Origin of the sequence: Sulfuricaulis sp., from assembly GCF_041499725.1 — a bacterium.
GTDB lineage: Bacteria > Pseudomonadota > Gammaproteobacteria > Acidiferrobacterales > Sulfurifustaceae > Sulfuricaulis.
This window is the reverse complement of sequence record NZ_JBGQKW010000026.1, coordinates 1-23428: the sequence shown is the minus strand read 5'-3', so window position 1 is coordinate 23428 and position 23428 is coordinate 1. Positions and strand designations below refer to the sequence as shown.

The window sequence follows — 23428 nt, the reverse complement described above, 5'->3', positions numbered from 1 at the left end:
AGGCCGATTTCATTCTTGCCTGGCCACGGCATTGGGTTCACCGCCCGATCGCTTGAAGATCAGTGGCATGACGGTTCAATATATCGAAATGACTCGGCTGACAAAATCATTAATTGCTTGGGGAAGCCAGGATTTTAACGACATCCTTAAAAAGGAAATTGAACAGATGGAGGCGGAACAACTTCCCTTGCAGCAGGGATTATCGACCGGCAGCTACGCCATCGACGACAAACTCAATGTGATTATCATCGGTGTTTCCGAGGAAGCTGGTTTTATACGTGCAAAAGCCGGTATTTTCTATACAGGGATCATTGCCGGCTGCAGTTGTGCCGACGACCCCACGCCCGTTAATGAGGAAAGTGAGTACTGCGTCGTGCAGTTGGATATCGATAAATTAACGGCTGAGACGACGGTAACTTTTCTGGCAGAATAAGGGGGTTGCCCCGGTTGATTATGCTTGCCGCGAAGCGGACAAGTGATTGACCGGCGGCATGCATCCGCCGTGTTCGGCTTTTTATGGCGGTTGCGGTAAATACAAGAATAGCGAGGACGTAGGCATGGGCGCACAGTGGAAAGCAAAAAACAGAGAAGCGGCGGCCAACGCAAAAGGCCGCATCTTCACCAAACTGGCCAGGGAAATCATGGTCGCCGCGCGCGCGGGCGCCGATCCGGACATGAATCCGCGTTTGCGTCTGGCCGTTGAGCAGGCGAAGAAGGCATCCATGCCACGGGACACCGTCGAGCGCGCGATCAAAAAGGGCGCCGGTCTGGTCGATGCCGGGGTGAGCTACGAGAAGCTCATCTACGAAGGTTTTGCGCCGCACCGGGTTCCCGTGATCGTCGAGTGCCTGACGGACAACGTGAACCGCACCGTCACCAACATTCGCATTTTGTTTCGCAAGGGGCAGCTGGGTACCTCCGGTTCCGTCTCCTGGGATTTTGACTATCTCGGGATGATTGAAGCCACCCCGGAATCCGCCAATGCGGACGCGGAGCTTGCCGCCATCGAGGCCGGTGCCCGCGATCTGGAGCCCGCCGAAAACGGAGCAACGCTGTTTCTTACCGATCCATCCGATCTGGACGCGGTATCCCGCGCCTTGCCGAAGTATGGATTTGTCGCGCAGTCCGCTCAGTTGGGCTATCGGCCCAAAAATCCGGTGGCGCTGGACGACGCGGCGCGCGCGGAAGTCGAGGCGTTCCTGGAAGCGGTCGATGCCGATGATGACGTGCAAAACATATTTGCGGGGCTGGCGGGTTAAAGCCGTACATCATTTTCACCGCTTCCCTATCGTGCGTCTGTTGTGGTGCGGGCTTGGCGCCGCCGCCGGCATTGCGTTGGCGCTCTCCCTCGTTGCGCCACCCGCATCGCCGTTGCTGCTGACATCGTTGGGTGGGTCTGCCGTCTTTCTGTTCGGCCTTACACGCGCACCCGCCGCGCAGCCCCGTGCGCTGATCGGCGGCCACCTCGGCGGCGCCCTCGTCGGCATCGTCTGCTATCAATTCTTCGGCGATTCGCTCTGGGTCTATGCGCTCGCGCTGGTGTTGGCCTTGTGGTACATGCTCCTCACCAAGACCGTGCATCCTCCCGCCGGCGCCAACCCTCTCATCATGATCTACAGCCACTCCGGCCTGTCGGCACTGTGGCAACCGGTTTTCGTCGGCGTGCTGAGCCTGGCCGTGATCGCCGCCGCATGGAGTCGCCTGTATCCGGGCCTCTCGTGCTATCCTGTCGCCTGGCTCGACCGCTCGCCTCCGTCCACCTTCTGGGGAGGTTGGGGTGAATAGCCGATGGCTCCAACCTTGCTTTCTGGAGCGTAACGGGGACGGGGAGATTAAAAATTAATCCCCACTCCTTTTCCGCTTTCCAGGCGCAATTCGCCAAATAGCATCAGGCTTTTTTCACAGGATTTGAATTTTTTCTGAAGATGATAAAAATCTGAAATTGATGAAATAAAGACAAAGGCGGAAAAAGCAAGACAGTACATATGCTGTTTTTTTGACCACGAAGGCATATGAATAATAACCACCCTACCTCAAGGAGACTTCAATGCACGTATTGAAAAGAATAGTGACCGGCATGGTCATGTTATCCGCCGCGTTGGCGTTGACGACAAATGCCTATGCCGCAAAAGCGAAGAAGCCACCCACCGATAAGCAGTTGATAAAGAGCGCGATGTCGGCGGCCCCGGCCAAGGTCGCCAAGGGCGCGACCATCGTGGCCATGGAGGCGGACGGCAAGATGCGCACGCTGCGGGAGGGAACGAACGGCTTTACCTGCATGCCGGACAACCCGGCGACGCCCGGCCCCGATCCCATGTGCATGGACAAGAACGCTTGGGAATGGGCCCATGCGTGGATGGGGCACACGATCCCCACGCCGGGGAAAGTTGGCTTTATGTACATGCTCTCGGGTGGAACCGACGGCAGCAATACCGATCCCTATGCGACCAAGCCCGCGCCCAATAATCATTGGATCAAGACCGGGCCGCACGTGATGATCGTCGGCGCTGATCAGAGTTTCTACGATATGTATCCGAAGAGCGCCGATCCCGATACCTCGGTCCCCTACGTGATGTGGGCCGGCACGCCATACCAGCACTTGATGGCGCCGGTGAAGTAAGCATCGAGTAACAAGAACAAGCTGCCGGTAAAGCCCATGTGAAGAGGGGCGGAGGGGTTAATAATTAACCCCTCCGCCCCTATTTTTTGCCGCGCTCAACTCAAATGAGTTTCTCGATCTTCAGCTTGCCTTTTTCCTCGCCTAGGGTTTTCGCGAGCAGCTTGACGCAGGCATAGACCGAATCGATGTGCGGCGTGGGGGTCTGGGTGAGCTTGCCCAGCTCGATCACGGCGCCAAATCCCTGCTCTAATTTCTTGAAGACATGGAATAAAAAGGTTTCCTGAAACATGATGTAAATTGACGGTGTTTAACTGTCGGCAGAATTTACAACTCATGCTATTTCATGTTTGACAGAGAAGTACGACAAGCGGAGAGTGCGCATCAGGTGAACAAACATGCGATCAGTTATTGGCGGCTGTTTAACGATGGCGCATGAATAGACGCCGCCATAAATAATGAGATGAATGAATAACAAGTATTGTCTCTGCTGAAATTTTGGAAGGGGTAACCATGCCGTTAAAGAAATATTTTCTCGTGATTTTGGCAGTATTTCTGCTTGATTCCGGTGTAGCCAGCGCCGCTGTGGTCAATTTTCAATTCACCGGAACGGTTACGGATGGCGGCACTTTGGCGGCCACAGGCAGCCAAATTGTAGGCACGTTCTCGTATGACACGGATACTTTGCCCTCAATGTCCTTGGACGGTTACGCCAGTTATGGATTCCCTGCACCATTCGCACTCTCTGCAACTGTTGCGGGGCATACGGTGGTGACGAATAATCTGAATGTTTCTATTTGGGACAACCAGGGAGGCAATGTCGAAGACATGGTTGAGGTAATTGGTGGCCCCGTCTCTGTGGATGGGAACTCATATCCTAATGGTGCATTCGGATTCCGGCTGGCTAGTCAGCCCGGCAATACCGGTGTTCTGACGAGCACCGCCTTGCCATCTTTCTTTGACGTTGCTGCATTCGACGCTGGTTCAACTCTGACCTATGGCGTACTCCAAAGTGACGGTGGTCCAAGTGGGGGGCTTTTAGGTTTCTCAGTTGATTCGATTACCGCTGTGCCTGTGCCCCCAGCACTCCTCCTCATGGTGTCAGGAATGCTGGCATTAGGTGGGGCACTTCGTCGCAACTCGAATTGTGCCTGACACGTTGTTCGTGCCGACGCCGCGCGATACACCGTTTCCTGATGCCGGGTAGCGGCGCGGCACAACTCGGCGTTGAGCGTCCGCTTTCGGGATTATGCTAACGGCCGTTTTTGGCCGCAAGCAGTCACTGCCTTTTTCAGAAGCAAGTCCCCGGCGGCACAATGCTACTGCATTCGGCTCAACTGATTTTTTCGATTTTTAACTTACCTTTTTCCTCGCTGAGAGTCTTCGCGAGCAGCTTGACGCAGGCGTAGACGGAATCGATGTGCGGCGTGGGAGTCTGGGTGAGCCGGCCCAGCTCGATCACGGCGCCGACCAGGGCGTCGATCTCGATGGCGCGGCCGATCTCGATGTCCTGCAACATGGAAGTCTTGTGCTTGCCGACTTTCTCCGCGCCGGCGATGCGCTTCTCCAACGACACGCGGAACTCGACGCCGAGTTTGTTGGCGATGGTCTGCGCCTCGGTCATCATGTCGGCCGCGAGCTGGCGTGTGAGCGGGAACTGGCAGATGTCCACCAGCGTGGAATGGGTCAGGGCGCTGATCGGATTGAAACTCAGGTTGCCCCAGAGCTTGAGCCATATCTCCGCACGGATATCCTTTAGCACCGGTGACTTGAAGCCGGCCTTGGTAAACGTCGCCGTGATCGCCTTGACGCGTTCGCTCTCGGAGCCGTCGAGTTCGCCCACCGGGAAACGATTGCCTTCGATGAGCTTGATGACGCCCGGCGCGGCGACCTCGGCCGCGGGAAATACCACGCAGCCGAGAATGCGCTCGACCTCGATGCTGGACATGAGGGTGCCGTGCGGGTCCACCGTTTCGACGCGCCGGCCCTCGAACTCGCCGCCGTGCTTCTGGAAATACCACCAGGGGATGCCGTTCTGGGTCGTGAGCACGATGGTCTGAGGATGAAACAGGCTCGGAATCTCCTTGGCAATGGGCTCGACCTGGTGCGCCTTGAGCGCCAGGATCACGACGTCCTGCTTGCCGGCCTCGCCGAGCTTGTTCGTCGCCTTGACGTTGCGCGCCACGTGCTCGCTGCCGTCCTCCTCGATCAGCTTCAGGCCGTTCCGGCGAATGGCATCGAGATGCGCGCCACGCGCGATCAGCGTGACTTCCTCGCCCGCGAGCGCGAGCTTGGCACCCATCAAACCGCCGATGGCGCCGGCGCCGACGATGCAGATCTTCATGGGTGAATCCTCCCAATCATTTGTATTCGTTGGACAGCGTGCCGATGCCGTCGATGACGATCTCGACCCTGTTGCCCGGTTTCATCGAACCGACGCCGACGGACGTGCCGCAGGAAATGACGTCGCCCGGGTAAAGCGTCATGTCGCGCGAGAGGAGACTCACGATCTGCGCCGGCTTGAAGATCATGTCGCTCACCGGGTAATTCTGCCGCTCTTTCCCGTCCAGCAGGGTTTTCACGCGCAGGTCGAGCGGGTTCACGTCCGTGGCGATCACCGGGCCGAATACACCGAAAGTGTCGAAGCTCTTGGCGCGCGTCCATTGGGCGAAGGTCGGGTCCTTCTGGATAATCTCGGCGGCGGTGACATCGTTGGAGCAGGTGTAACCGAAGATATATTGTGCTGCCTCGGATTCGGAGACGTTTGCGGCGCGCTTGCCGATCACGATCCCGAGTTCGCCTTCGTACACGACCTTGCCGGGGTAGGAAGCGGGCACGCGGATGATCTGGCCGCCCGCGAGAAACGAATTCGGCGCCTTGAGCAGGTACAACGGTTCGGATGGCGCGGTCAGGTTCAGTTTAGCGGCCAGCGCGTTGAAATTGTTCCACAGCGCGATCATTTTCGTCGGCACGCACGGCGTCAGCAGCGTGACGTCGGCGAGCGGCACGGTCGCGTTAGTCGCGCGCGGACCAGCGAACATGTCGCCTTCGTGAATCTGGATCACGCCGTCACGTAGCGTTCCGAATCCGATCTGTCCGCCGCGGTCAAAACGAATCCAGTGCATAAAGCCTCCTCCGCCGTGTTATCGTGGCGATCCACTATCGCCGTGGATCGTGAGACGTATGCTACCTTTTGGAGTCGCTTGTCGCCAGCCGCAATCTTGTTTCCACAAGATGAAATTCATATCGTGGCCGCGCCATCGCAAAATCGGATTTCACTAGACGAAAATATGCGCGACAACCAATACCCCGGACGTTCGGTCGTGATGAGCACGCGCGGCATGATCGCCGCGAGCCAGCCGATGGCGACGCAGGCGGGGCTCGCGGTGCTGCAGGCCGGTGGCAACGCCATGGACGCCGCCATCGCGGCGAGCGCGGTGCTGTGCGTCACCGAGCCGCAGGCGACCGGTATCGGCGGCGATTGTTTCCTGCTGTATCACGAGGCCAAGAGCGGCAAACTCCACGGACTCAACGGCAGCGGCCGCGCGCCGGCGCGCGCCACGCTGGAGGAATTCGAGCGGCGCGGCCTGATGCAGGTGCCTGAGTTCGGCATCCTGTCGGTGATCGTGCCCGGCGCCGTGGACGCGTGGCAGACGGCGCTGGAGCGTTTCGGCACGCGCAGCCTCGAAGAATTGTTGCAGCCCGCGATTGCGTTCGCCGCGGATGGTTATGCGGTAACCCCGGTTGTATCGAAGGCGTGGAAAAACAATGCAACCGTGCTGGCGCCGCATGCCGAAAGCCGGCGCGATTTTCTGGTGGATGGCCGCGCGCCCGCGGCCGGCGCCGTGCATCGTCAACCACGGCTCGCGCAGTCGCTGCGCCGGATAGCGCAAGGCGGGCGCGATGCCTTCTATCGTGGTCCCATCGCCGAGGAGATCGTGCGCTTCAGCCATGCCCATCACGGACTACTGGAAATCGAGGATTTCGCCGCGTATCGCTCGGAATGGGTCGATCCGATCTGCACCGATTACCGCGGCGTGCGGGTGTATGAAATCCCGCCGAACGGGCAGGGCATCACCGCGCTGATGACGCTCAATATTCTGGAGCAGGCGGATTTGCGCGGCATGTCGCACCTGAGCGCGGATCACGTGCATCTCGTGATCGAGGCTTTCAAGCTGGCCGTGGCTGAGCGTGACGAATACGTCGCCGACCCGGCGTTCAATGAGCTACCCGTGGAAGAAATGTTGTCGAAAGAATTCGCCGCCAGGCAATACGCGCGCATCGACCCGCAGCGCGCCGCGCGTTATCCCATCCAGCCGGCGGCGCGCGTGCATCGCGATACGGTGTATCTCTGCGTGGTCGACCGCGACCGCAACGCCGTGTCCTTCATCAACAGTCTGTATTACCCGTTTGGCAGCGGCATGGTGGCGGGCGACACCGGGATCATGCTGCAGAACCGCGGCGCCGGTTTTGTGCTGGAGCGCGACCATTTCAACTGTATCGCGCCGCGCAAGCGCCCGCTGCACACTATCATCCCGGCCATGGCCTATCGTGGCGATGATATATTGAGCTTCGGCGTGATGGGCGGGGAGTATCAGCCCATGGGGCATGTGACCGTGCTGACCAACTGGCTCGACTTCGGCATGGACTTGCAGGAGGCGATAGATGCCCCGCGGTTTCAGCCCAGTGGTGGCGTGGTGGCACTAGAGCGGCCGATTCCGCAGGACGTGCTCAAGGCGCTGCAACAGCGCGGGCATGCGGTGGGGCGCAGCGAGTTGTCGATGGGCGGCGCCCAGGCGATCTTCATCGACGCGCGCAACGGCGTGCTCCAGGCCGGTTCCGACCCGCGCAAGGACGGCTGCGCGCTGGGGTATTAAATGTAGTGTGGGTTAGTGCCGATGTTTGGCGTGTAACCCACCGAACGCCGAGGTTCAGCCGCGTGGCCGTGAAGCGGCCGCGTCGGCTGGAACCGTTGGTTAGCCGGCAGGTGCATGTCGACGCTCACGACATTGTGGTCCGCCGCAGACCCCAAAGGACGAGGATGGAACAGGCAACTATTATTATTCCGACGCTCATGAAGCCGAACGTCACAACACCCTCCTGCCACGACTGAGCGCTATGGCCCGCTGCTGTAATCGGCGACATGGCCGCCGTACCGAAGATCGCCGCCAGTGTGGTGACCGCCCAATTTGTGTACGTGCCATAAAGCGCACTCCAGTACGCCGCAGCCTTCAGTCGCAAAGGCAGCCTCACCTCCGTCCAGACAGCGCCCAATGCAACGAGGAAGATTCCGTTCATCACGCCTTCCAAGTGTGCAGCGAGCCCCATGCGCGGGTTATTGAACTTCTGTTCAGCGAAGCCCGTGAGGAGGCCGAGCAAGAACAAGAACATTCCGTGCCAGAGCAAGCGACGCTTGGTATCTTCCATATTTGCCACCACCCTCTATTTCACGATGGACCAACTCGGACGGCTAACAATGTCATTACCCCAGTCCAAGCTTCTGCGCCAGGCCAATGCGCTGCAGCTTGCCGGTCGCGCCCTTGGGGATTTCATCCAGAATTAATATTTTGCGCGGCACCTTGAAGTCAGCCAGTCGTTTCGCCGCGAACTCGCGGATTTCTTTTTCATCGGCACTCTTGCCCTCGCGCAACACCACGGCCGCGGCCACGTCCTCGCCGAGCTTGGCGTGCGGCATGGCGAAGGTCACGACCTGCAGCACAGCCGGGTGGTCCATGAGCACCTCGTCCACTTCGCGCGGCGAGATTTTCTCGCCGCCGCGGTTGATGATCTCCTTCAGCCGGCCGGTGATGCTGAGATATCCCTCGGCATCCAGCACGCCCTGGTCGCCGGTGCGGAACCAGCCGTGGGTGAACCCCTCGGCGTTGGCCTTGGGATTGTTTTCGTAGCCCTTGGTCACGTTCGGGCCGCGGATCACCACCTCGCCGGTCGCATTCGGTCCCAACAGTTTTCCGTCCTCGCCCATGATCGCCACTTCCGGTCCGGCGGCGACGCCGACGGTTCCGGGCTTGTGCGGGCGCGGCGGCAACGGGTTGCTGGTCATCTGGTGCGAGGCCTCGGTCATGCCGTAGGACTCGAGGACCGGCGCGTTGAACACCCGCTCGAGTTCGTGCAATACCTGCGGCGGCAGCGACGACGAGGACGAGCGGATGAAGCGCAACGGATGGCGCGCGACGATCTCGCGGTTGTTGGCCGCGCGTGCCAGGATCGCCTGGTGCATGGTCGGCACCGCCGTGTACCAGGTCGGCTTGGCCTCGTCCATCCAGGCGAAAAATTTGAGCGCGTTGAAACCGGGCGTACAGTAAACGCTGCCGCCGGCGGTGAGCGTGGACAGCACCGAGCCAATGAGACCGTGGATGTGGAACAGCGGCATGATGCTGAGCCCGCGATCGGCGGGCGTGAGGCTCAAAATATCGCGGATGTGGCCGGCCGAGGCACAGACATTGCGTTGCGACAGCGGCACGATCTTGGGGCGCGAGGTGGTGCCGGAGGTGTGCAGCACCAGAGCGATGTCGTCCGGTCCGGCGAACCCGCCGGCCGCGGGCGCGGTGGTTGTCTTGCTGTTATCGACTGGGGTCAGTTCGAAAACCCCGGCGGGGTCGCTGCTGGCGCGCACGATCTCGATCACGGGAATCTTCAGCTTGGCCGCGACACCGAGCGCGGGCGAGGCACTGCCGCGCTCGACGATCAGGGCCTTGGCCTTGAGGTCGGAGAGATAGAATTCGAACTCATCGGCGCGATAAGCCGGATTGAGCGGCGCCGAGGTGGTGCCGGCGGCGACGGCCACGAACGCGGTGGCCATCTCGGTTCCATTCGGCAGCACCAGCGCCACGCGGTCGTTGCGCCCGATCCCGAGCCGGTTCAGGCTCGCCACGGTGCGCTCGACATGGTCGCGCAGGCCGCCGTAAGAGAGCGGCGGGCAGCCGCTGGCGGCGAATGCCACGGCCATGGCGGGTTTCGCCGCCAGCAGCTCATGGATCGTGGAAAAGACGGTCATGGATAATTCCTTCGTTTCTGGTCAAATGATGGCGGACGGCACAGGCCTGAATGCGGCGTCATGTTAGCAGCATGGCACGCGCTGTAAATCCGTTTTTCATGATGCGCAACAACGATCGTCCGAAATTTGTGGTTCCAAAATGGAACCTCAAATCACGCCAACCGTCCTACGATTCATTATTTCGTCTGGATCAAATGCCTGTCTCAGATTCTGATGCAGCGATGCGAGCCTGGCGGGCAGGGGATGGAACGTTGCACCGTTTTGTTTGGCATGACGGAACAGGGTGGCATGGCCGCCGGCCTTTTCCGCTTCCTGTTGAATGGCTGAAGCCGGCGCATCGCTCTTGATCCATCTTTGCGCGCCGCCCCAGTCAATCAGCCATTTGCCGGGGAGATTGAGCGGCGCTGTGGCGGGCGGAACAGACAGGCGCCAGAGCGGTATATCGTTATGAAAGAAGTTGCGCTGATGTTCGCGCAGCTCGCGCCAGAACCCATCGCCGTTTTCAACAACCGCGCCACCGAGCTTTGTGCTGGCGGCGCGTACGCCCGGTTCGGTACCCGAGAGACGAATATATAAGGTGTTGTCCAGGTGGCAGGCGGCCGAGAGCGGCAGCGGCCGGCCGGCCCAGGCGTTCATGGTGGCGATGGCCTTGTCGGCGGGCGTCTCGAAGGAAAGCGTGACCTCCTTCGCCGGTTTCGGCAGCACCTTGAGCGAAATTTCGAGCAGCACGCCGAGCGTGCCGAGCGCGCCCACCATCAGACGCGAGACGTCGTAACCGGCGACGTTTTTCATCACCTCGCCGCCGAATTTCAGGATCTCGCCCTTGCCGTTGATGATCTTCGTGCCGAGAACGAAATCGCGCGCGGAACCGGCGTAGGGCCGGCGCGGGCCGGAGAAACCGCAGGCGATGGTGCCACCCAGTGTCGCGGCTTCGCCGAAGTGGGGCGGTTCGAAACCGAGCATCTGCCACTTTTCAGAAAGTGCTGCTTCTATTTCAGCGAGCGGCGTGCCGGCACGGGCGGTGACGACCAGCTCGGTCGGTTCGTAGCTCACGATGCCGCGATGGCCGGTGACGGTGAGAGGTTTGCCTTGCAGCGTTCCGGTGTAAAACGTTTTGGTGCCGCCACCCGCGATGGCCAGCGCGGTATGGCTGGCCGCGGCAGCGCGGACCTCGTCCTGCAAAGCCCGGCCGATGTCGGCGTCGCTCTTCATCCCGCCATTCTGTTGTAGACACCTTGCCGGGTCAATGGAATGAATCCACTGTGTGAAATGGCCGCGGCTTGGAGACCCGTCCGCCAACCTGTTAGGCTTATCCGCAACGCAGGCCGGGCACGCAGCCGGCGCGCAAAATCCGCATTCAGGATGAAACCATCAGGGGAAACCGATGAAAATATCGAAATTTCTGTTAGCCGCCGGCACAATCTTTTTCTCGCTGTCCGCAAACGCGGAAGACGTGGTACGACTGGGCAACCTGAAGTTCGCGCATTACGGGGCGGTGTCGTACATGAAGGAGATCGCCGGAAAGTACAGCCTCAAGATCGAGGAACGCATGTTCGCCAAGGGGCTCGATATCATGCCCGCGATCATCGCCGGCGAGATCGATATTTCCGCCAGCGCGCTCGATGCCGCCATTGCCGGGCGTGCCGGCGGCGTTCCGATCTACGTCCTCGCCGGTTTTTCGAAAGGCGGCGCGCGCATCGTGGCGCAGCCGGGCCTCAACATTAAATCGGTGGCCGACCTCAAGGGCAAACGCGTCGGCGTAGCGCGCGGCGGGGCGCAGGAACTGCTGTTGCTCGCGGAGCTCGCCAAGCACAAGCTCACGTGGTCCGACCAGCCGGGCAAGGACGTGCAGATCGTCTACATGGCGTTCGCCGATCTCAATCAGGCGCTGCAGCAGAAGCAGATCGACGCCATGTGCCAGTCGGAGCCGCAGTCGTCGCAGGCGATCAACAAGGGCTGGGGCGTGGAGGTGATCAAGCCCTACGACACCGAGATGGGCGAGCCGATCCGTGCGCTGGTGATGACCGAAAAGATGTACAACGAGCGCCGCGACGTGGCCCTGCGCGTGATGAAGGTGTTTGTCGAGGCCACGAAGTACTTCATCGACAATCCCGCCGCGGCCGAGAAATACGTGCGCGAGAATATGTTCAAGGGTCAGATCACCAGCCAGGACTATCAGGACGCACTGAGCAATGCGGCGTTCACTTACGATATGACGCTCGATCACGCCCAGGTCACCACCGATTCGATGGTGAAGTACGGTGTCGGCAAGATGACCAAGCCGCCGGTCGCCAAGGATTGGGTGAAGCTGGATCTGTTGACCCAGGCGAAAAAAGATCTCAAGATCAAGTAACGCGGCGGCGCGGGTCGGCAGGATGAAGCCGTCGAAACTGATCAGGCTGTTGCAGGGCGTCCTCGTGCCGTGCCTGGTGCTCGGGCTGTGGCACGGGTTATCGTCGAGCGGCCTGGTGAACCCCCTGATCCTGCCGTCGCCGCTGGCCGTGGCCAAGAGGTGGTTCCAGTATTTGAGCCCCTACGAGCCGTTCGATCCCGCCAAGTCGGGCTATCTTGTGTGGCTGGTGTCGGGCGAACTGTTGCACGATGCCTACGCCAGTCTGCACCGCGTGGTCTCGGGATTTCTGATCGGCGCCGGACTGGCACTGCCGCTCGGGCTCTTCATGGGCGCGAGCGACAACGTGTACAAGCTGTTCAATCCTCTCGTCCAGGTATTGCGTCCGATTCCGCCCATCGCTTTCATTCCGCTCGCGATCCTGTGGTTCGGGCTGGGCAATCCGCCGGCGGTGTTTCTGATCACCATCGGCGCCTTCTTCCCGGTGCTCATGAACACCATCGCCGGGGTGCGGCACGTGGACGCGATTTACATCCGCGCCGCCGAGAGCCTGGGCGCGAATCAGTGGGCACTCTTTGTACGCGTCATGCTGCCGGCGGCGTCGCCCTATATTTTGGCCGGCGCGCGCATCGGCATGGGCACGGCCTTCATCGTCGTGATCGTGGCCGAGATGATCGCCGTGAACAGCGGTCTCGGCTACCGCATCCTCGAGGCGCGCGAGTTCTTCTGGTCGGACAAAATTATCGCCGGCATGATCACCATCGGACTGCTGGGGCTGGCGCTCGATACCGGCATGAGCCGGCTCAATGACTGGCTGCTGAAATGGCACCGCGGTATCGAGCACCGATGAGCGCGGCAGCGTCGTATATCAGCATTCGCGATGTCAGCCAGGTTTTCCGCGAGGACCGGCACCAGGAGGTCGTCGCGCTCAAAAACATCGACCTCGACATCCGGCGCGGCGAGTTCGTGTGCCTGCTTGGTCCGTCGGGCTGCGGCAAGTCCACGCTGCTCAACGCCATCGCCGGATTCACGCTGCCCACCACCGGCCGCATCGCGGTGGACGGGCAGACGGTTACCGCGCCGGGACCCGATCGCGGCATGGTGTTTCAGGAATACGCGCTGTTTCCGTGGATGACGGTGGAAAAGAATATCGCCTTCGGCCTCGAGATCCAGAAGATGCCGAAGCCCCGGATCCGGGAGAAGGTGAGCGCGCTGCTGGCGATGCTGCAACTGACGGAGTTCCGCGACCGTTACCCGCGCGATCTCTCGGGCGGCATGCGCCAGCGTGTTGCCATCGCGCGGGTGCTGGCGCTGGATGCGCCGATCCTGCTCATGGACGAACCCTTCGGCGCGCTCGATGCGCTCACGCGCCGCAACCTGCAGGACGAGTTGCTGCGCATCTGGGCCGAACTCAAAAAAACCATCGTGTTCGTCACCCACAGCATCGAGGAATCGGTGCACCTCGCCGATCGCGTGGTCGTGATGACCTACCGGCCCGGGACCATCAAGCGCGAGGTCGCCATCACCCTGCCGCGTGAGCGCGACCCGAGTTCGGCGGAATGCAACGTCTTAGCCAAGGAACTGGCGCAGCTCGTCATGGAGGAGCAGTACCGCCACAATCAGGATGAGATACGCGCGTCGGCGGCCGCCGGATGAGTTTACTTACATGTAGGGTGAGGCGGAGTTTTGATGCGCGCCATCCTTGGCGCGCACCCCTGCGGGGCGCGCTAATGCGCGTCCAATTTCACTCCCGGCGAAATTGTCGTGAACGCACGTTTACAAATGACAAGACGAGCGAAGCAGGGCTACGTTATTGTGTTCACACCGCCGAACGGGTGCAACGAGTTTTTTTGCACCCCGGGCTGGAATGTTAGCGCACGTAGTGCGCGTAACCCGACCTACATGTAATTCAAAATCTTTCAAGCTCGGGAAATTTCAGCTTGCCGCCGTGCACGTGCATGCGCCCGAACTCGGCGCAGCGCGCCGGCTTGGGCACGGCCTTGCCCGGGTTGAGCAGGCCTTGGGGATCGAACGCGGCTTTCAGTGAGTGGAACTGGGTGAGTTCCTCCTTGGTGAACTGTACGCACATCTGATTGATCTTCTCCACGCCCACGCCGTGCTCGCCGGTGATGGTCCCGCCCACGGCGACGCAGAGTTCCAGAATCTCCCCGCCCAGTTCCTCGGCAGTCTTCAATTCGCCGGGCTTGTTGGCGTCGTAGAGAATCAGCGGGTGCAGATTGCCGTCGCCGGCGTGAAATACGTTTGCCACCGGCAACCCGTGCTCGCGCGACAGCTCGCTGATTTTCGCCAGCACCTTGCCTAGGTGTTTGCGCGGAATGGTGCCGTCCATGCAGTAATAGTCCGGTGCGAGGCGCCCGACGGCGGGGAAGGCGGCCTTGCGACCAGCCCACATGCGCATCCGTTCGGCTTCGTCCTTCGATGTGCGTACCCCGGTCGCGCCCTGCCGCGTCAGCAGATCGCGCACCTGCGCGATGCCTTCCGTGACCTCCTCACTGGTGCCGTCGAGCTCGCACAGCAGGATCGCGACCGCGTCGGTCGGATAACCGGCCTTGGCGTATTCCTCCGCAGCGCGGATCGCGAGCTTGTCCATCATCTCGAGCCCCGCCGGTGTAAAGCCGCTGGCGATGATGGCGGCGACCGCCGCGCCGGCTTTTTCGATGTCATCGAACGCGGCGAGCAGCACCTGCGCACTTTCCGGTTTCGGCAACAGTTTAACCGTGATCTCGACGATCACGCCGAGCATGCCTTCCGAACCGTTCATGAGCGCCAGCAGATCGTAGCCGGGACTGTCGAGCGTTTTCCCGCCGAGCGTGACCAGTTCGCCGTCCATGGTAAAGAACTTGAGGCCGAGGACGTTGTGCACGGTGAGGCCGTATTTCAGGCAGTGCACGCCGCCGGAATTCTCGGCGACGTTGCCGCCGATGGAGCAGGCGAGCTGCGACGAGGGGTCGGGCGCGTAGTAAAAGCCGTGCGGCGCGGCGGCATCGGTGATCGCCTGATTGCGCACGCCGGGTTCGACCGTGGCGGTGCGGTTGGCCGGATCGACCTCGAGGATGCGGGTGAATTTGGCGAGCGAAAGCAGCACGCCGTTCTCGAGCGGTAGCGCGCCGCCGGACAGCCCGGTGCCGGCGCCGCGCGCGACCACCGAGATTTTCTCCTCACTGCATAATTTCAGGAGGCGGCCCACCTGTTCGACCGTCTCGGGCAGCGCCACGATCCAGGGCAGCTTGCGGTACGCGGAAAGTCCGTCGCACTCGTACGGATGCAGGTTTTCCTCCTCCGTCAGCACGGCATCGCGCGGCAGGAATGCGCGCAGCTTGGCGGCGAAGCGGCGGAGCATCGCGTCTTGACCGGGGTTTCGTTCGGATAACGCTGTGGTCATAATGGAGCCTGAATAATCGACAGGTTAAACATCGGCATTGCCACCGTAAACAGCATACGCTTCCCACCGTCACCATGCACCCTCGCTCCACGTCCTATCGAGGTCGTTTCGCGCCGTCGCCCACCGGACCATTGCACTTCGGTTCGATGGTCGCGGCCGTCGGAAGTTTCCTGCAGGCGAAAAGCCGCGGCGGCGAATGGCTGGTGCGCATGGAGGATCTCGACCCGCCGCGCGTTGTGCCAGGCGCGGCCGATGAAATTCTCCACACTCTGGAGGCCTTAGGTCTGCATTGGGACGGCGCGGTGATGTTTCAAAGTCGTAGACACGGGGCCTACGAAGCGGCGTTGAATATGCTTGAACGGTTCGGCGCGATTTACCCGTGCGCTTGCAGCCGGCGCGAGATCGCCGATTCGAGCGTGAGCGGCGTGGACGGTCCGGTGTATCCGGGCACCTGCCGCGCCGGACTGCCGGCGGGCCGTGCACCGCGCGCCTGGCGCGTGAGAGTGAACCGGCGCGCGGTTGAATTCATGGACGCCGTACAAGGACGCGTAGTCCGCGACCTCGCCGCGGATTTTGGCGACTTTGTCGTGCGGCGCGCGGATGGATACTTCGCGTATCAGTTGGCGGTGGTTGTAGACGACGCCGAGCAGGGCATCAGCGAAGTCGTGCGCGGCGCGGACCTGATTGAATCCACGCCGCGTCAGATGCATCTGCAAGATTTACTCGGTCTGCCGACGCCGGATTATCTCCATCTCCCGGTGGCACTCAGCAAGCAGCATGAAAAATTGAGCAAGCAGACTTTCGCCGCGCCGGCGGACGCCGTCCGTCCGGCGTCGATGCTGTATCAGGTGCTGTGCTTTCTGGGCCAAGACCCGCCGCCGGCGTTGGCCGAGAGCAGCCTTGATGATTTCTGGCGCTGGGCAATCGCCCATTGGCGTGTGGATCGCGTGCCGCGCGTGACGGGTGCGGTCGTGGAAACACCAAACGCGTGGAACTGACAACCAATAAGCGCGGATAAAAAAGTACACGCATATTGTGTGGGCTAAGGCCGGTTGCGAGGTCGCGACAAAAAGTGGAATATGTCCCGTTAGAAAAACAACGTCCGAGCCGGGTGAGGATTGGTTTTGGTGCTACGTGGATAACATCATGCTCGGCTGACGGACCCGCTGACCGGCGACAAATCCTCCTATCGAAGCCAACGCACAAACGTCCATGGACGACACAATGAACAAGCAAGCTCAAGGCGTCGCGCGCAACGAAAGCTGGCCTGCGTTGCCGCTCAAGGAGTGGCAGGACACCTATGCCACCCTGCACATGTGGACGCAAATCGTCGGCAAGGTGCGGCTGGCCCAGGCGCCGATGCTCAACCACTGGTGGCAGGTCCCGCTGTACGTGACCGCGCGCGGGCTCACCACCTCGCCGATTCCGTACGGCGATGTCAGCTTCGAGATCAGCTTCGACTTTCTCGACCACCAGCTGCGGATACAGACCAGCGACGGCGCCGTCCGCACGCTCGCCCTGGCGCCGCGCTCGGTCGCCGATTTCTATCGCGAGTTCATGGCGGCACTGCGGGCGCTCGGCCTGGAGGTGAAAATCTGGACCATGCCCGTGGAAGTGCAGGACCCGATCCCCTTCGACCAGGACCATCAGCATCACAGCTATGTCCCGGAACAGGCGCAGCGATTCTGGCGCGTCCTCAAGCAGGCCGACCGCGTGTTGCAGCAGTTCCGCTGCGGGTTTGTCGGCAAATGCAGCCCGGTACATTTTTTCTGGGGCAGCTTCGACCTGGCGGTCACGCGCTTCTCCGGCCGGCCGGCGCCGCCGCACCCGGGAGGCATTCCCAATATGGCGGATTGGGTCACGCGGCTGGCGTACTCGCATGAAGTGAGCAGTTGCGGCTTCTGGCCCGGCGGCGGTCCGGTGAAGGAGCCGGTCTTTTATGCCTATGCCTATCCGGAGCCGGATGGATTCAAACATTACCCCGTGCGTCCGCAAGCAGCGTATTACAGCAACGACATGCACGAATTTCTTTTGCCGTATGAAGCGGTGCGTCAAGCCGCGAATCCGGACTCCATGCTCCTCGAGTTTGCGCAGAGCACCTATGAAGCGGCCGCCGAGCCGGCAAACTGGGATCGCCGCGCCTTGGAATACGCAACGATGGAATCAAGGAGCCAAAGGAATTGAAATGGAGGTCGAATGCCGCAAGAACGAAATGAAACGGTGCTGCTGCTTCCGCTGAATTCCACCGACCACGTCCTGGGACCGGCGTCGGCCACGGTTACCGTTATCGAATACGGTGACTTCGAATGTCCTTATTGCCGCACCGCGTATCCCGCCGTGAAAATCCTGCTCAAACATTTTCAGGACCGCGTGCGTTTCGCGTTTCGGCATTTTCCCGTGGTCGAGATGCATCCCCACGCCGAACGCGCGGCGGAGTCAGCCGAGACGGCGGGCGCCCAGGGCAGGTTTTGGCCGATGCACGACCTGCTCTTCGAGAATCAGCAGCGTCTGGGCGACGAATACCTGAGACAGTACGCCCTTCAGGCCAGGCTGGATTTGCAAGACTACGACCGGGACATGAACAGCCGCATTCACCTGCCATCCATACGTGAACAGATGAACAGCGGGATGGAGCGTGGAGCGCGGGGAACGCCGACTTTCTTCGTGAATGGCGTCATGGAGGATGTATCGTTCGGAATGGAACCTCTTTATAAGGCGATAGAGGCCAATCTTCAGCCGGCGAACATGAGTTAGTCCGGCCAACGCTCAGATAGGCTCGAACTCACACAATAGCGCCAATTGATGATGGACACACCGCCATGACAGATACCATTGCCGCCGCAGCCCCGTTAACCCTGACCGCGCGCATCGGCCAGTTGTTTCCGACGCTGACGCCGGCTCAGATCGCGCGCGTCGCGGCCCACGGGCAACGGCATCCGATTCAACGGGGCGAGGTGCTCTTCGAAGCGGGCTCTGCGGTCATTCCGTTCTTCGTGGTCGTCGAGGGCCGGATCGAGATTGTCCAGCCCTCCGGCGCCACCGAGACGCTCGTCGCGGTCCATGGACCGGGCCAGTTCAGCGGCGAAATCCAGATGTTGTCGGGTCGCCGCGCCCTCGCCCGGGCGCGCGTCAGCGAGTCGGGCGAAGTGATCGAGCTGGATCGCGAGCGCCTGCTGGCGCTGGTGCAAACCGACAGTGAGTTGAGCGAGATCATCATGCGCGCCTTCATCTTGCGTCGGGTGGAATTGATCGCGCACGGGTTTGGAGACGTCGTGCTCATCGGGTCGAGCCATTGCGCGGGAACGCTGCGCGTCAAGGAGTTTCTGACGCGCAACGCTCATCCGTACACGTATATCGACCTCGACCGTGACGCCGACGTCCAGGGCCTGCTCGATCGCTTTCACATTTCTGCCTCTGATGTGCCCGTGCTGATCTGTCGCGGCGACGTGGTACTGCGGAATCCGACCAATCAGCAGATTGCCGATTGCCTCGGCTTCAATGCCGCGATCAATGAGACGCGGATACGCGATGTGGTCATCGTCGGCGCCGGGCCCGGCGGGCTGGCGGCGGCTGTGTATGCCGCCTCGGAAGGGCTCGACGTCCTGGTGATCGAAACCAACGCGCCGGGAGGACAGGCCGGTTCGAGCTCGAAAATCGAGAACTATCTCGGCTTCCCGACGGGCATCTCGGGCCAGGCGCTCGCCGGCCGCGCGTACACGCAGGCGCAGAAGTTCGGGGCCCAGGTGATCATCGCGAAAAGCGCCAAACAGCTCGCGTGCGACCGCAAGCCGTACACCATCGAGATCGACGATGGTCAGCGGGTGCCGGCGCGCAGTGTCATCATCGCGACCGGCGCCGAGTACCGCAAGCCGCCGCTTGAGAACCTGACGCGGTTCGAAGGAGCGAGCGTGTATTATGGTGCGACGCACATGGAGGCGCAGTTATGCGTCGGTGATGAAGTGATCGTGGTGGGCGGCGGAAATTCCGCCGGCCAGGCCGCCGTCTTCCTCGCGCAGACGGCCAAGCGCGTGCACGTGCTGGTCCGCTCGGGCGGGCTGGCCGAGAGCATGTCGCGCTATCTGGTCCGGCGCATCGAGGAAAACCCCGCGATCGTCTTGCGAACCCAGACGGAAATCACGGCTCTCGAGGGCGATAACCATCTCGAACGCGTGCGCTGGCGCGACAATCAGACTGGAAAAACCGAAACCCACGATATCCGCCACGTCTTCTTCATGACCGGCGGCGTTCCCAACACGCGCTGGCTCGATGGCTGCGTCGTGCGCGACGCCAAGGGATTCATCAAGACCGGACCCGATCTGTCCCAGGACGAACTGACCGCGGCGCATTGGCCGCTCGGACGCCTTCCCCACCTCCTCGAAACGAGTCTGCCGGGCGTGTTCGCGGTCGGCGACGTCCGGGCAGGCAGCATCAAGCGCGTGGCGTCCGCCGTCGGGGAGGGATCGATTACGGTCGCCTTCGTACATCAGGTGTTACACGAATAGAGGAAGACGATGAAACCTAACAAAGCCTGTTCTCACCTCGGTGCCATCAAGACCGTCAAGCACGAAAAACGCCATGAGTGCGAGGAGTGCGTGAAGATCGGCTCGGACTGGGTCCACCTGCGGACCTGCCAGGAATGCGGCGCGACGCTGTGCTGCGACAACTCGCCCAACCGCCACGCCACCCGGCACGCGCAGGTGAGCGGCCATCCCGTGGTCGCCTCGGCGGAACCCGGAGAGCGCTGGCTGTACTGCTACCCGGACAACGTCTTCGCGGAATACTGAAATTGCGCGAAGTTCGCGGGATCAAGGTGTCGGAGTCTGAAAGAGAACGGACTGAAACCGGCGTTAAGCCGGGGCCAGATCACGGTTGCCACGCGCCGACTCGACACGCCACGCCAGCTACTCGTGAATCCGCCCGGCGAGTCCGGCCGCGCTGAACGTGTCTTTGGCGGCGATCAGGTGGCGCGCGGCATCGACCTGACCCCAGGTATTCCACAGCAATACGCCGCGCACGCGCCCGCCCTTGAGATAATATACAACGCCTTGGCGGAACGGCTCCTTCCAGTCTTCGACGATGTCCATGCCGGCGCCGAATTCGCCGACCGCTTCATAACCCAAATCGAACAGGTCGGAATAAAAGTAGGGCAGGTGTTCGTATTTCTCCGAAGCGCCGGCCATGTTGCGTCCGGCCATCGCGCCCATGGTGTTGGCGTTGTCCTCGTGTTCGACGCGCCGGCGCATGCCGAGCGCCGGGCTATAGACGTTGGCGACGTCGCCGGCGGCGAAAATGTCGGGCGCCGCCGCGCGCAGCTGCTCGTCGACCACGATGCCATTGTCGAGCTTGAGGCCGAGCGATTTCGCCAGGCCGACCTCGGGTTCGATGCCGATGCCGGCAACGACCGCGTCCGCGGACAAGGCCTTGCCGCTCTCGGTATTGACGGTGAAACGCGCGCCCGTTTTTTCCAGGGCGCGTACCTTCTCTCCGGCCAGCACGTCGACGCCTTTCCCGCGGAAATAACCGTTGAGGAATTCGGAGAGCTTGGGCGGATAGATGCGCGCGCCGATGCCGCTGTCGGGAAACACCATGGTGACCTTGCAGCCGTTGATGGCCAGCGCGGCGGCGATCTCCGAACCGATGAATCCGCCGCCGATGACGATGAATCCGGATTTGCGGTCGGCCAGCGCGCGCAGACGCTGATAATCGTCGAGCGTGCGGAAATAGATGACGTCGTCAGGCGCAAACGGCAGGCGTCGCGGAGTGCCGCCGGTCGCCAGCAGCAGCTTCTCGTAGCGGTAGGTTTCACCGCGGCTGTCGGCAATGGTTTTTCCGGCGACGTCGCCGTTCACCGCACGCGTATCCAGAAAAAGATCGGCCTTGGCCTGCTCGGTTTTGCGCCAGATGGAGTCGAGCGGTTTGCCGGTCCACAATTTCTTCGACAGCGGCGGGCGGTCGTACGGCGGGTGTTTTTCACCGCTCAGTACCGCGATAGTTCCACTGTGGTCGCGTTCGCGGATGCCGCGAACCGCCGCATCCGCCGTCATGCCACCGCCGACTATCAGGTATTTGTAATTCTTCATTGCCATGCCGGTCGCTCCTCTTCGTTGGCGAGCCAGCGCTTGAAATTCAGCATCCCCGATGAAACAGCGTCGATACCGGAAGCGCTGGCGAGGTTGTTTTTGAGCATCGCGCGTTGGCCATTTCCGCCTTCTGGTATACACGAGCACGGGACGCTACGGCAATAGCACCAAATTTGGAATCAAACGGGCCAGGAAAACGGCCAGCCACGCGCTTAAACCGGTGTCAGATCAAAGTTCCACTAATTACAGTTCTGCGCGAATCTGTTCCATCACCGCTGAGGGGCGCCGAACCAAAAACCGTCGTCCTTGGTCAGAAATTCCTTGACGGGCATGTAATGGGAACCGTCGCAGGAGAAGGTGAGGCCCACCATGCCGTTGATCACGTTGAGGGAGCCGGCACGCAGATAGATGTTCTCATCCGCATCTCGCAATACTTTGAACCGCTCGAACACGGGGCGCACGAGGCGCGGCGGCACGACGGTCTGCTCCGCATACGGCCGGCTCGGATAGGCCAGACAGATCGAAGGATCGATGATTTCGTCGAGCACGTGCACGCGGTAGCGAAACGGATCGTCCGTCAGCCACAGCGTGGCGCGCGAACTGGAAAAATGCAGCTTACCGTGAAACACGCCGCGATCGCAGATCAGCTCGTCCATGATGGCGATCACGTCGTCGAGCCGCTCGTCCATCGCGCTCTTCACCCGCTGCTGCTGAAACAGGGTATTGCGAATCGCGGGGTCGCCTTTGATCTGGCGCCAGCCCGTCGGGGCGGATCCCGCGCGCCGCTCGATCTGAGGAAGGTCGCGCAGATGGAAATCCGCCGCGACGAACCCGAGCATGGTCGAATTGTTCGCCACCGCCTAGACGGCGGTGACACAGGAGCGCCGGTCGGGCGGACTGAGGTACACGTCGGACAGCAAGAATCCCTTATAAGGTATCGCATTCGACAGATAGGGACGGCGCGCGAGATTTTGTCCGTACTTGCCGCGGTCGATCGCGTCCCGGCCGACGTTGGCACTGACCTGCCTGCCGTTCGTGTCGATCGCGTAGATGAGCTGGCAACCGGGCATGTCCGCCAGCGCCGCGCGCAGGATCTCATCCAACCGGTCGCGATCGCGCCATGACATGGCGCATCGTTCGGTCAGCCCGGACATGGGCGACTCCAGGCGCGCCGCCAGCATGGCGCGCTGCGCTTTGATGGTTTCATTCAGCCATGTCATGATTGTTATTTCACCGATGAAAAATTTTCCCCGTGATATTCAAGCAAATATCATGCTAGTCCGTTTTTTCATATCCCCAGGCGGCGGCAGGGAAATATTACAAAATGATTAAACTGCGGAACCACGCGAGGAATGTGCGGGCAACGGAGTAAGACGGAGCAAAAACAAGAAAGTTATCTTGAACGCAAGCGGCCCATTACTTCTCTTATCCCGCACCACACCAGTGCGCTGCGCCTGCCCAGGCACCATTACGGTGAACAATCAACGCGAACGATTCGAAGCGGGTGCCATGATGGCCTTATGGAAATCAGGCAAGCAGGCGTAACGGACCGCGCCAACGGCATGGTGGGGGAAATAACTGCCGTCAGTTCCGCGCCGTCTTGGGGATGGCGAAGGCCAGCACGAAGGTCAACAGCGTCAGCACCGCGGAGATCACGAACACGTAAGGACCCAGAAAGCCGTACAGTACTCCTCCCGCGAGCAGACCGATGATGCTGGCCACGGCGGCCACGCTGCCGGCGATTCCCTGAACCGCCCCCTGCACGTTCCGGTCCGCGGCCTTCGCCAGAACCGAGAGTAATGACGGCCACATAACGCCGTTACCGAGAGCGAGCAGGGCCGTGCCGACGTAGAGTGTCGCGGTATTGGCCGAACTGAAAAACGGGAAGCTGGCGGCCAGCACCAGGCTGCCACCCAGAACCAGGATACGGTCGGACCAGATTTTCGCGGCGCGCTTCAATACC

The 23428-nt window shown here is 61.2% G+C and carries 25 protein-coding genes; 14 read left to right on the top strand and 11 right to left on the bottom strand.

Annotated elements, in window-relative coordinates; genetic code table 11:
* The first annotated feature begins 67 nt into the window (after window positions 1–67).
* From ACC569_RS06490 to ACC569_RS06475, 4 genes are all read left to right on the top strand, one after another.
* Entirely contained in the window at window positions 68–433 is a 366-nt protein-coding gene (locus ACC569_RS06490; protein ID WP_372522685.1) for a hypothetical protein, read from the top strand.
* Window positions 434–557: 124 nt separating this feature from the next.
* Window positions 558–1259: a YebC/PmpR family DNA-binding transcriptional regulator gene (locus tag ACC569_RS06485; RefSeq protein WP_372522684.1), complete on the top strand. Its 702-nt coding sequence runs from the start codon at window positions 558–560 to the stop codon at window positions 1257–1259.
* A complete protein-coding gene (locus ACC569_RS06480) occupies window positions 1219–1785 on the top strand; it encodes an HPP family protein (RefSeq protein ID WP_372522683.1) in 567 nt (188 codons plus the stop codon). The genes ACC569_RS06485 and ACC569_RS06480 overlap by 41 nt, the downstream gene beginning before the upstream one ends.
* A 262-nt stretch (window positions 1786–2047) precedes the next feature.
* Window positions 2048–2620 carry a hypothetical protein gene (locus tag ACC569_RS06475; protein ID WP_372522682.1) on the top strand — a complete coding sequence of 191 codons (573 nt, stop codon included), beginning with the start codon at window positions 2048–2050 and terminating at the stop codon, window positions 2618–2620.
* Between the two features lie 100 nt (window positions 2621–2720).
* Here the strand turns inward: ACC569_RS06475 and ACC569_RS06470 are convergent, their stop codons facing one another.
* Window positions 2721–2909, bottom strand: coding sequence for a hypothetical protein (locus tag ACC569_RS06470; protein WP_372522681.1), 189 nt, complete (start codon window positions 2907–2909; stop codon window positions 2721–2723).
* Window positions 2910–3130: 221 nt separating this feature from the next.
* Between ACC569_RS06470 and ACC569_RS06465 the strand changes: the two genes are divergently transcribed.
* Window positions 3131–3772 carry a hypothetical protein gene (locus ACC569_RS06465; protein ID WP_372522680.1) on the top strand — a complete coding sequence of 214 codons (642 nt, stop codon included), beginning with the start codon at window positions 3131–3133 and terminating at the stop codon, window positions 3770–3772.
* 178 nt (window positions 3773–3950) lie between these two features.
* On the opposite strand, the gene ACC569_RS06460 is transcribed toward ACC569_RS06465, so the two are convergent.
* The gene (locus tag ACC569_RS06460) at window positions 3951–4961 is read right to left on the bottom strand and encodes a 2-dehydropantoate 2-reductase (RefSeq protein WP_372522679.1); all 1011 of its coding nucleotides are present in this window, start codon (window positions 4959–4961) and stop codon (window positions 3951–3953) included.
* A 16-nt stretch (window positions 4962–4977) separates the two neighbouring features.
* Window positions 4978–5742 carry a fumarylacetoacetate hydrolase family protein gene (locus tag ACC569_RS06455; protein ID WP_372522678.1) on the bottom strand — a complete coding sequence of 255 codons (765 nt, stop codon included), beginning with the start codon at window positions 5740–5742 and terminating at the stop codon, window positions 4978–4980.
* 165 nt (window positions 5743–5907) lie between these two features.
* Between ACC569_RS06455 and ggt the strand changes: the two genes are divergently transcribed.
* Window positions 5908–7494, top strand: coding sequence for a gamma-glutamyltransferase (gene ggt, locus ACC569_RS06450; RefSeq protein ID WP_372522677.1), 1587 nt, complete (start codon window positions 5908–5910; stop codon window positions 7492–7494).
* 124 nt (window positions 7495–7618) lie between these two features.
* Here the strand turns inward: ggt and ACC569_RS06445 are convergent, their stop codons facing one another.
* The 3 genes from ACC569_RS06445 to glcE all read right to left on the bottom strand — a co-directional run bounded on the left by ACC569_RS06445 (window position 7619) and on the right by glcE (window position 10844).
* A complete protein-coding gene (locus ACC569_RS06445; RefSeq protein WP_372522676.1) occupies window positions 7619–8044 on the bottom strand; it encodes a hydrogenase in 426 nt (141 codons plus the stop codon).
* 55 nt (window positions 8045–8099) lie between these two features.
* Window positions 8100–9632 carry an acyl--CoA ligase gene (locus ACC569_RS06440; RefSeq protein WP_372522675.1) on the bottom strand — a complete coding sequence of 511 codons (1533 nt, stop codon included), beginning with the start codon at window positions 9630–9632 and terminating at the stop codon, window positions 8100–8102.
* Between the two features lie 147 nt (window positions 9633–9779).
* The gene (gene glcE, locus ACC569_RS06435; protein ID WP_372522674.1) at window positions 9780–10844 is read right to left on the bottom strand and encodes a glycolate oxidase subunit GlcE; all 1065 of its coding nucleotides are present in this window, start codon (window positions 10842–10844) and stop codon (window positions 9780–9782) included.
* A 172-nt stretch (window positions 10845–11016) separates the two neighbouring features.
* Between glcE and ACC569_RS06430 the strand changes: the two genes are divergently transcribed.
* Genes ACC569_RS06430 through ACC569_RS06420 form a run of 3 tightly spaced genes read left to right on the top strand, consistent with a single transcriptional unit; the run spans window position 11017 to window position 13638 of the window.
* Window positions 11017–11985: an ABC transporter substrate-binding protein gene (locus ACC569_RS06430; RefSeq protein ID WP_372522673.1), complete on the top strand. Its 969-nt coding sequence runs from the start codon at window positions 11017–11019 to the stop codon at window positions 11983–11985.
* A gap of 22 nt (window positions 11986–12007) precedes the next feature.
* The gene (locus ACC569_RS06425; protein WP_372522672.1) at window positions 12008–12832 is read left to right on the top strand and encodes an ABC transporter permease; all 825 of its coding nucleotides are present in this window, start codon (window positions 12008–12010) and stop codon (window positions 12830–12832) included.
* Window positions 12829–13638: an ABC transporter ATP-binding protein gene (locus ACC569_RS06420; protein WP_372522671.1), complete on the top strand. Its 810-nt coding sequence runs from the start codon at window positions 12829–12831 to the stop codon at window positions 13636–13638. Before ACC569_RS06425 ends, ACC569_RS06420 begins: the two co-directional genes overlap by 4 nt.
* A gap of 253 nt (window positions 13639–13891) precedes the next feature.
* Here ACC569_RS06420 and ACC569_RS06415 read toward each other — a convergent pair whose 3' ends face one another.
* Window positions 13892–15343 (bottom strand): FAD-linked oxidase C-terminal domain-containing protein, encoded by a 1452-nt coding sequence (locus ACC569_RS06415; RefSeq protein WP_372522693.1) that lies wholly within the window; start codon window positions 15341–15343, stop codon window positions 13892–13894.
* Window positions 15344–15459: 116 nt separating this feature from the next.
* Here ACC569_RS06415 and gluQRS point away from each other — a divergent pair, with 116 nt between their 5' ends.
* The 5 genes from gluQRS (at window position 15460) to ACC569_RS06390 (ending at window position 20169) form a co-directional block, all read left to right on the top strand.
* The gene (gene gluQRS, locus ACC569_RS06410) at window positions 15460–16383 is read left to right on the top strand and encodes a tRNA glutamyl-Q(34) synthetase GluQRS (protein WP_372522670.1); all 924 of its coding nucleotides are present in this window, start codon (window positions 15460–15462) and stop codon (window positions 16381–16383) included.
* Window positions 16384–16609: 226 nt separating this feature from the next.
* On the top strand, window positions 16610–17569 hold the full coding sequence (locus ACC569_RS06405) for a DUF5996 family protein (protein ID WP_372522692.1): 960 nt from the start codon (window positions 16610–16612) through the stop codon (window positions 17567–17569).
* 12 nt (window positions 17570–17581) lie between these two features.
* A complete protein-coding gene (locus tag ACC569_RS06400) occupies window positions 17582–18139 on the top strand; it encodes a DsbA family protein (RefSeq protein ID WP_372522669.1) in 558 nt (185 codons plus the stop codon).
* A gap of 65 nt (window positions 18140–18204) precedes the next feature.
* Window positions 18205–19887, top strand: coding sequence for an FAD-dependent oxidoreductase (locus ACC569_RS06395; protein ID WP_372522668.1), 1683 nt, complete (start codon window positions 18205–18207; stop codon window positions 19885–19887).
* Window positions 19888–19896: 9 nt separating this feature from the next.
* Entirely contained in the window at window positions 19897–20169 is a 273-nt protein-coding gene (locus ACC569_RS06390) for a UBP-type zinc finger domain-containing protein (RefSeq protein WP_372522667.1), read from the top strand.
* Window positions 20170–20286: 117 nt separating this feature from the next.
* On the opposite strand, the gene ACC569_RS06385 is transcribed toward ACC569_RS06390, so the two are convergent.
* From ACC569_RS06385 to ACC569_RS06370, 4 genes are all read right to left on the bottom strand, one after another.
* Complete coding sequence (locus ACC569_RS06385; protein ID WP_372522666.1) at window positions 20287–21471, bottom strand: NAD(P)/FAD-dependent oxidoreductase; 1185 nt, start codon at window positions 21469–21471, stop codon at window positions 20287–20289.
* Window positions 21472–21734: 263 nt separating this feature from the next.
* Window positions 21735–22304 (bottom strand): hypothetical protein, encoded by a 570-nt coding sequence (locus ACC569_RS06380; RefSeq protein WP_372522665.1) that lies wholly within the window; start codon window positions 22302–22304, stop codon window positions 21735–21737.
* Window positions 22305–22325: 21 nt separating this feature from the next.
* Complete coding sequence (locus ACC569_RS06375; RefSeq protein ID WP_372522664.1) at window positions 22326–22685, bottom strand: hypothetical protein; 360 nt, start codon at window positions 22683–22685, stop codon at window positions 22326–22328.
* 364 nt (window positions 22686–23049) lie between these two features.
* A partial coding sequence (locus tag ACC569_RS06370) for an MFS transporter (RefSeq protein WP_372522663.1) occupies window positions 23050–23428 on the bottom strand: 379 nt, incomplete at its 5' end.

Excerpts from the sequence above, each read along its gene's own strand:
- ACC569_RS06475 (WP_372522682.1), top strand. The coding sequence starts at position 2,048 with ATGCACGTATTGAAAAGAATAGTGACCGGCATGGTCATGTTATCCGCC.
- ACC569_RS06455 (WP_372522678.1), bottom strand. The coding sequence starts at position 5,742 with ATGCACTGGATTCGTTTTGACCGCGGCGGACAGATCGGATTCGGAACG.
- ACC569_RS06380 (WP_372522665.1), bottom strand. The coding sequence starts at position 22,304 with ATGCTCGGGTTCGTCGCGGCGGATTTCCATCTGCGCGACCTTCCTCAG.
- ACC569_RS06390 (WP_372522667.1), top strand. The coding sequence starts at position 19,897 with ATGAAACCTAACAAAGCCTGTTCTCACCTCGGTGCCATCAAGACCGTC.
- ACC569_RS06485 (WP_372522684.1), top strand. The coding sequence starts at position 558 with ATGGGCGCACAGTGGAAAGCAAAAAACAGAGAAGCGGCGGCCAACGCA.
- ACC569_RS06440 (WP_372522675.1), bottom strand. The coding sequence starts at position 9,632 with ATGACCGTCTTTTCCACGATCCATGAGCTGCTGGCGGCGAAACCCGCC.
- ACC569_RS06420 (WP_372522671.1), top strand. The coding sequence starts at position 12,829 with ATGAGCGCGGCAGCGTCGTATATCAGCATTCGCGATGTCAGCCAGGTT.
- ACC569_RS06465 (WP_372522680.1), top strand. The coding sequence starts at position 3,131 with ATGCCGTTAAAGAAATATTTTCTCGTGATTTTGGCAGTATTTCTGCTT.
- ACC569_RS06490 (WP_372522685.1), top strand. The coding sequence starts at position 68 with ATGACGGTTCAATATATCGAAATGACTCGGCTGACAAAATCATTAATT.
- glcE (WP_372522674.1), bottom strand. The coding sequence starts at position 10,844 with ATGAAGAGCGACGCCGACATCGGCCGGGCTTTGCAGGACGAGGTCCGC.
- ACC569_RS06405 (WP_372522692.1), top strand. The coding sequence starts at position 16,610 with ATGAACAAGCAAGCTCAAGGCGTCGCGCGCAACGAAAGCTGGCCTGCG.
- ACC569_RS06400 (WP_372522669.1), top strand. The coding sequence starts at position 17,582 with ATGCCGCAAGAACGAAATGAAACGGTGCTGCTGCTTCCGCTGAATTCC.
- ACC569_RS06460 (WP_372522679.1), bottom strand. The coding sequence starts at position 4,961 with ATGAAGATCTGCATCGTCGGCGCCGGCGCCATCGGCGGTTTGATGGGT.
- ACC569_RS06430 (WP_372522673.1), top strand. The coding sequence starts at position 11,017 with ATGAAAATATCGAAATTTCTGTTAGCCGCCGGCACAATCTTTTTCTCG.
- ACC569_RS06375 (WP_372522664.1), bottom strand. The coding sequence starts at position 22,685 with ATGACATGGCTGAATGAAACCATCAAAGCGCAGCGCGCCATGCTGGCG.
- ggt (WP_372522677.1), top strand. The coding sequence starts at position 5,908 with ATGCGCGACAACCAATACCCCGGACGTTCGGTCGTGATGAGCACGCGC.
- ACC569_RS06385 (WP_372522666.1), bottom strand. The coding sequence starts at position 21,471 with ATGGCAATGAAGAATTACAAATACCTGATAGTCGGCGGTGGCATGACG.
- ACC569_RS06445 (WP_372522676.1), bottom strand. The coding sequence starts at position 8,044 with ATGGAAGATACCAAGCGTCGCTTGCTCTGGCACGGAATGTTCTTGTTC.
- gluQRS (WP_372522670.1), top strand. The coding sequence starts at position 15,460 with ATGCACCCTCGCTCCACGTCCTATCGAGGTCGTTTCGCGCCGTCGCCC.
- ACC569_RS06395 (WP_372522668.1), top strand. The coding sequence starts at position 18,205 with ATGACAGATACCATTGCCGCCGCAGCCCCGTTAACCCTGACCGCGCGC.
- ACC569_RS06415 (WP_372522693.1), bottom strand. The coding sequence starts at position 15,343 with ATGCTCCGCCGCTTCGCCGCCAAGCTGCGCGCATTCCTGCCGCGCGAT.
- ACC569_RS06470 (WP_372522681.1), bottom strand. The coding sequence starts at position 2,909 with ATGTTTCAGGAAACCTTTTTATTCCATGTCTTCAAGAAATTAGAGCAG.
- ACC569_RS06425 (WP_372522672.1), top strand. The coding sequence starts at position 12,008 with ATGAAGCCGTCGAAACTGATCAGGCTGTTGCAGGGCGTCCTCGTGCCG.
- ACC569_RS06480 (WP_372522683.1), top strand. The coding sequence starts at position 1,219 with ATGATGACGTGCAAAACATATTTGCGGGGCTGGCGGGTTAAAGCCGTA.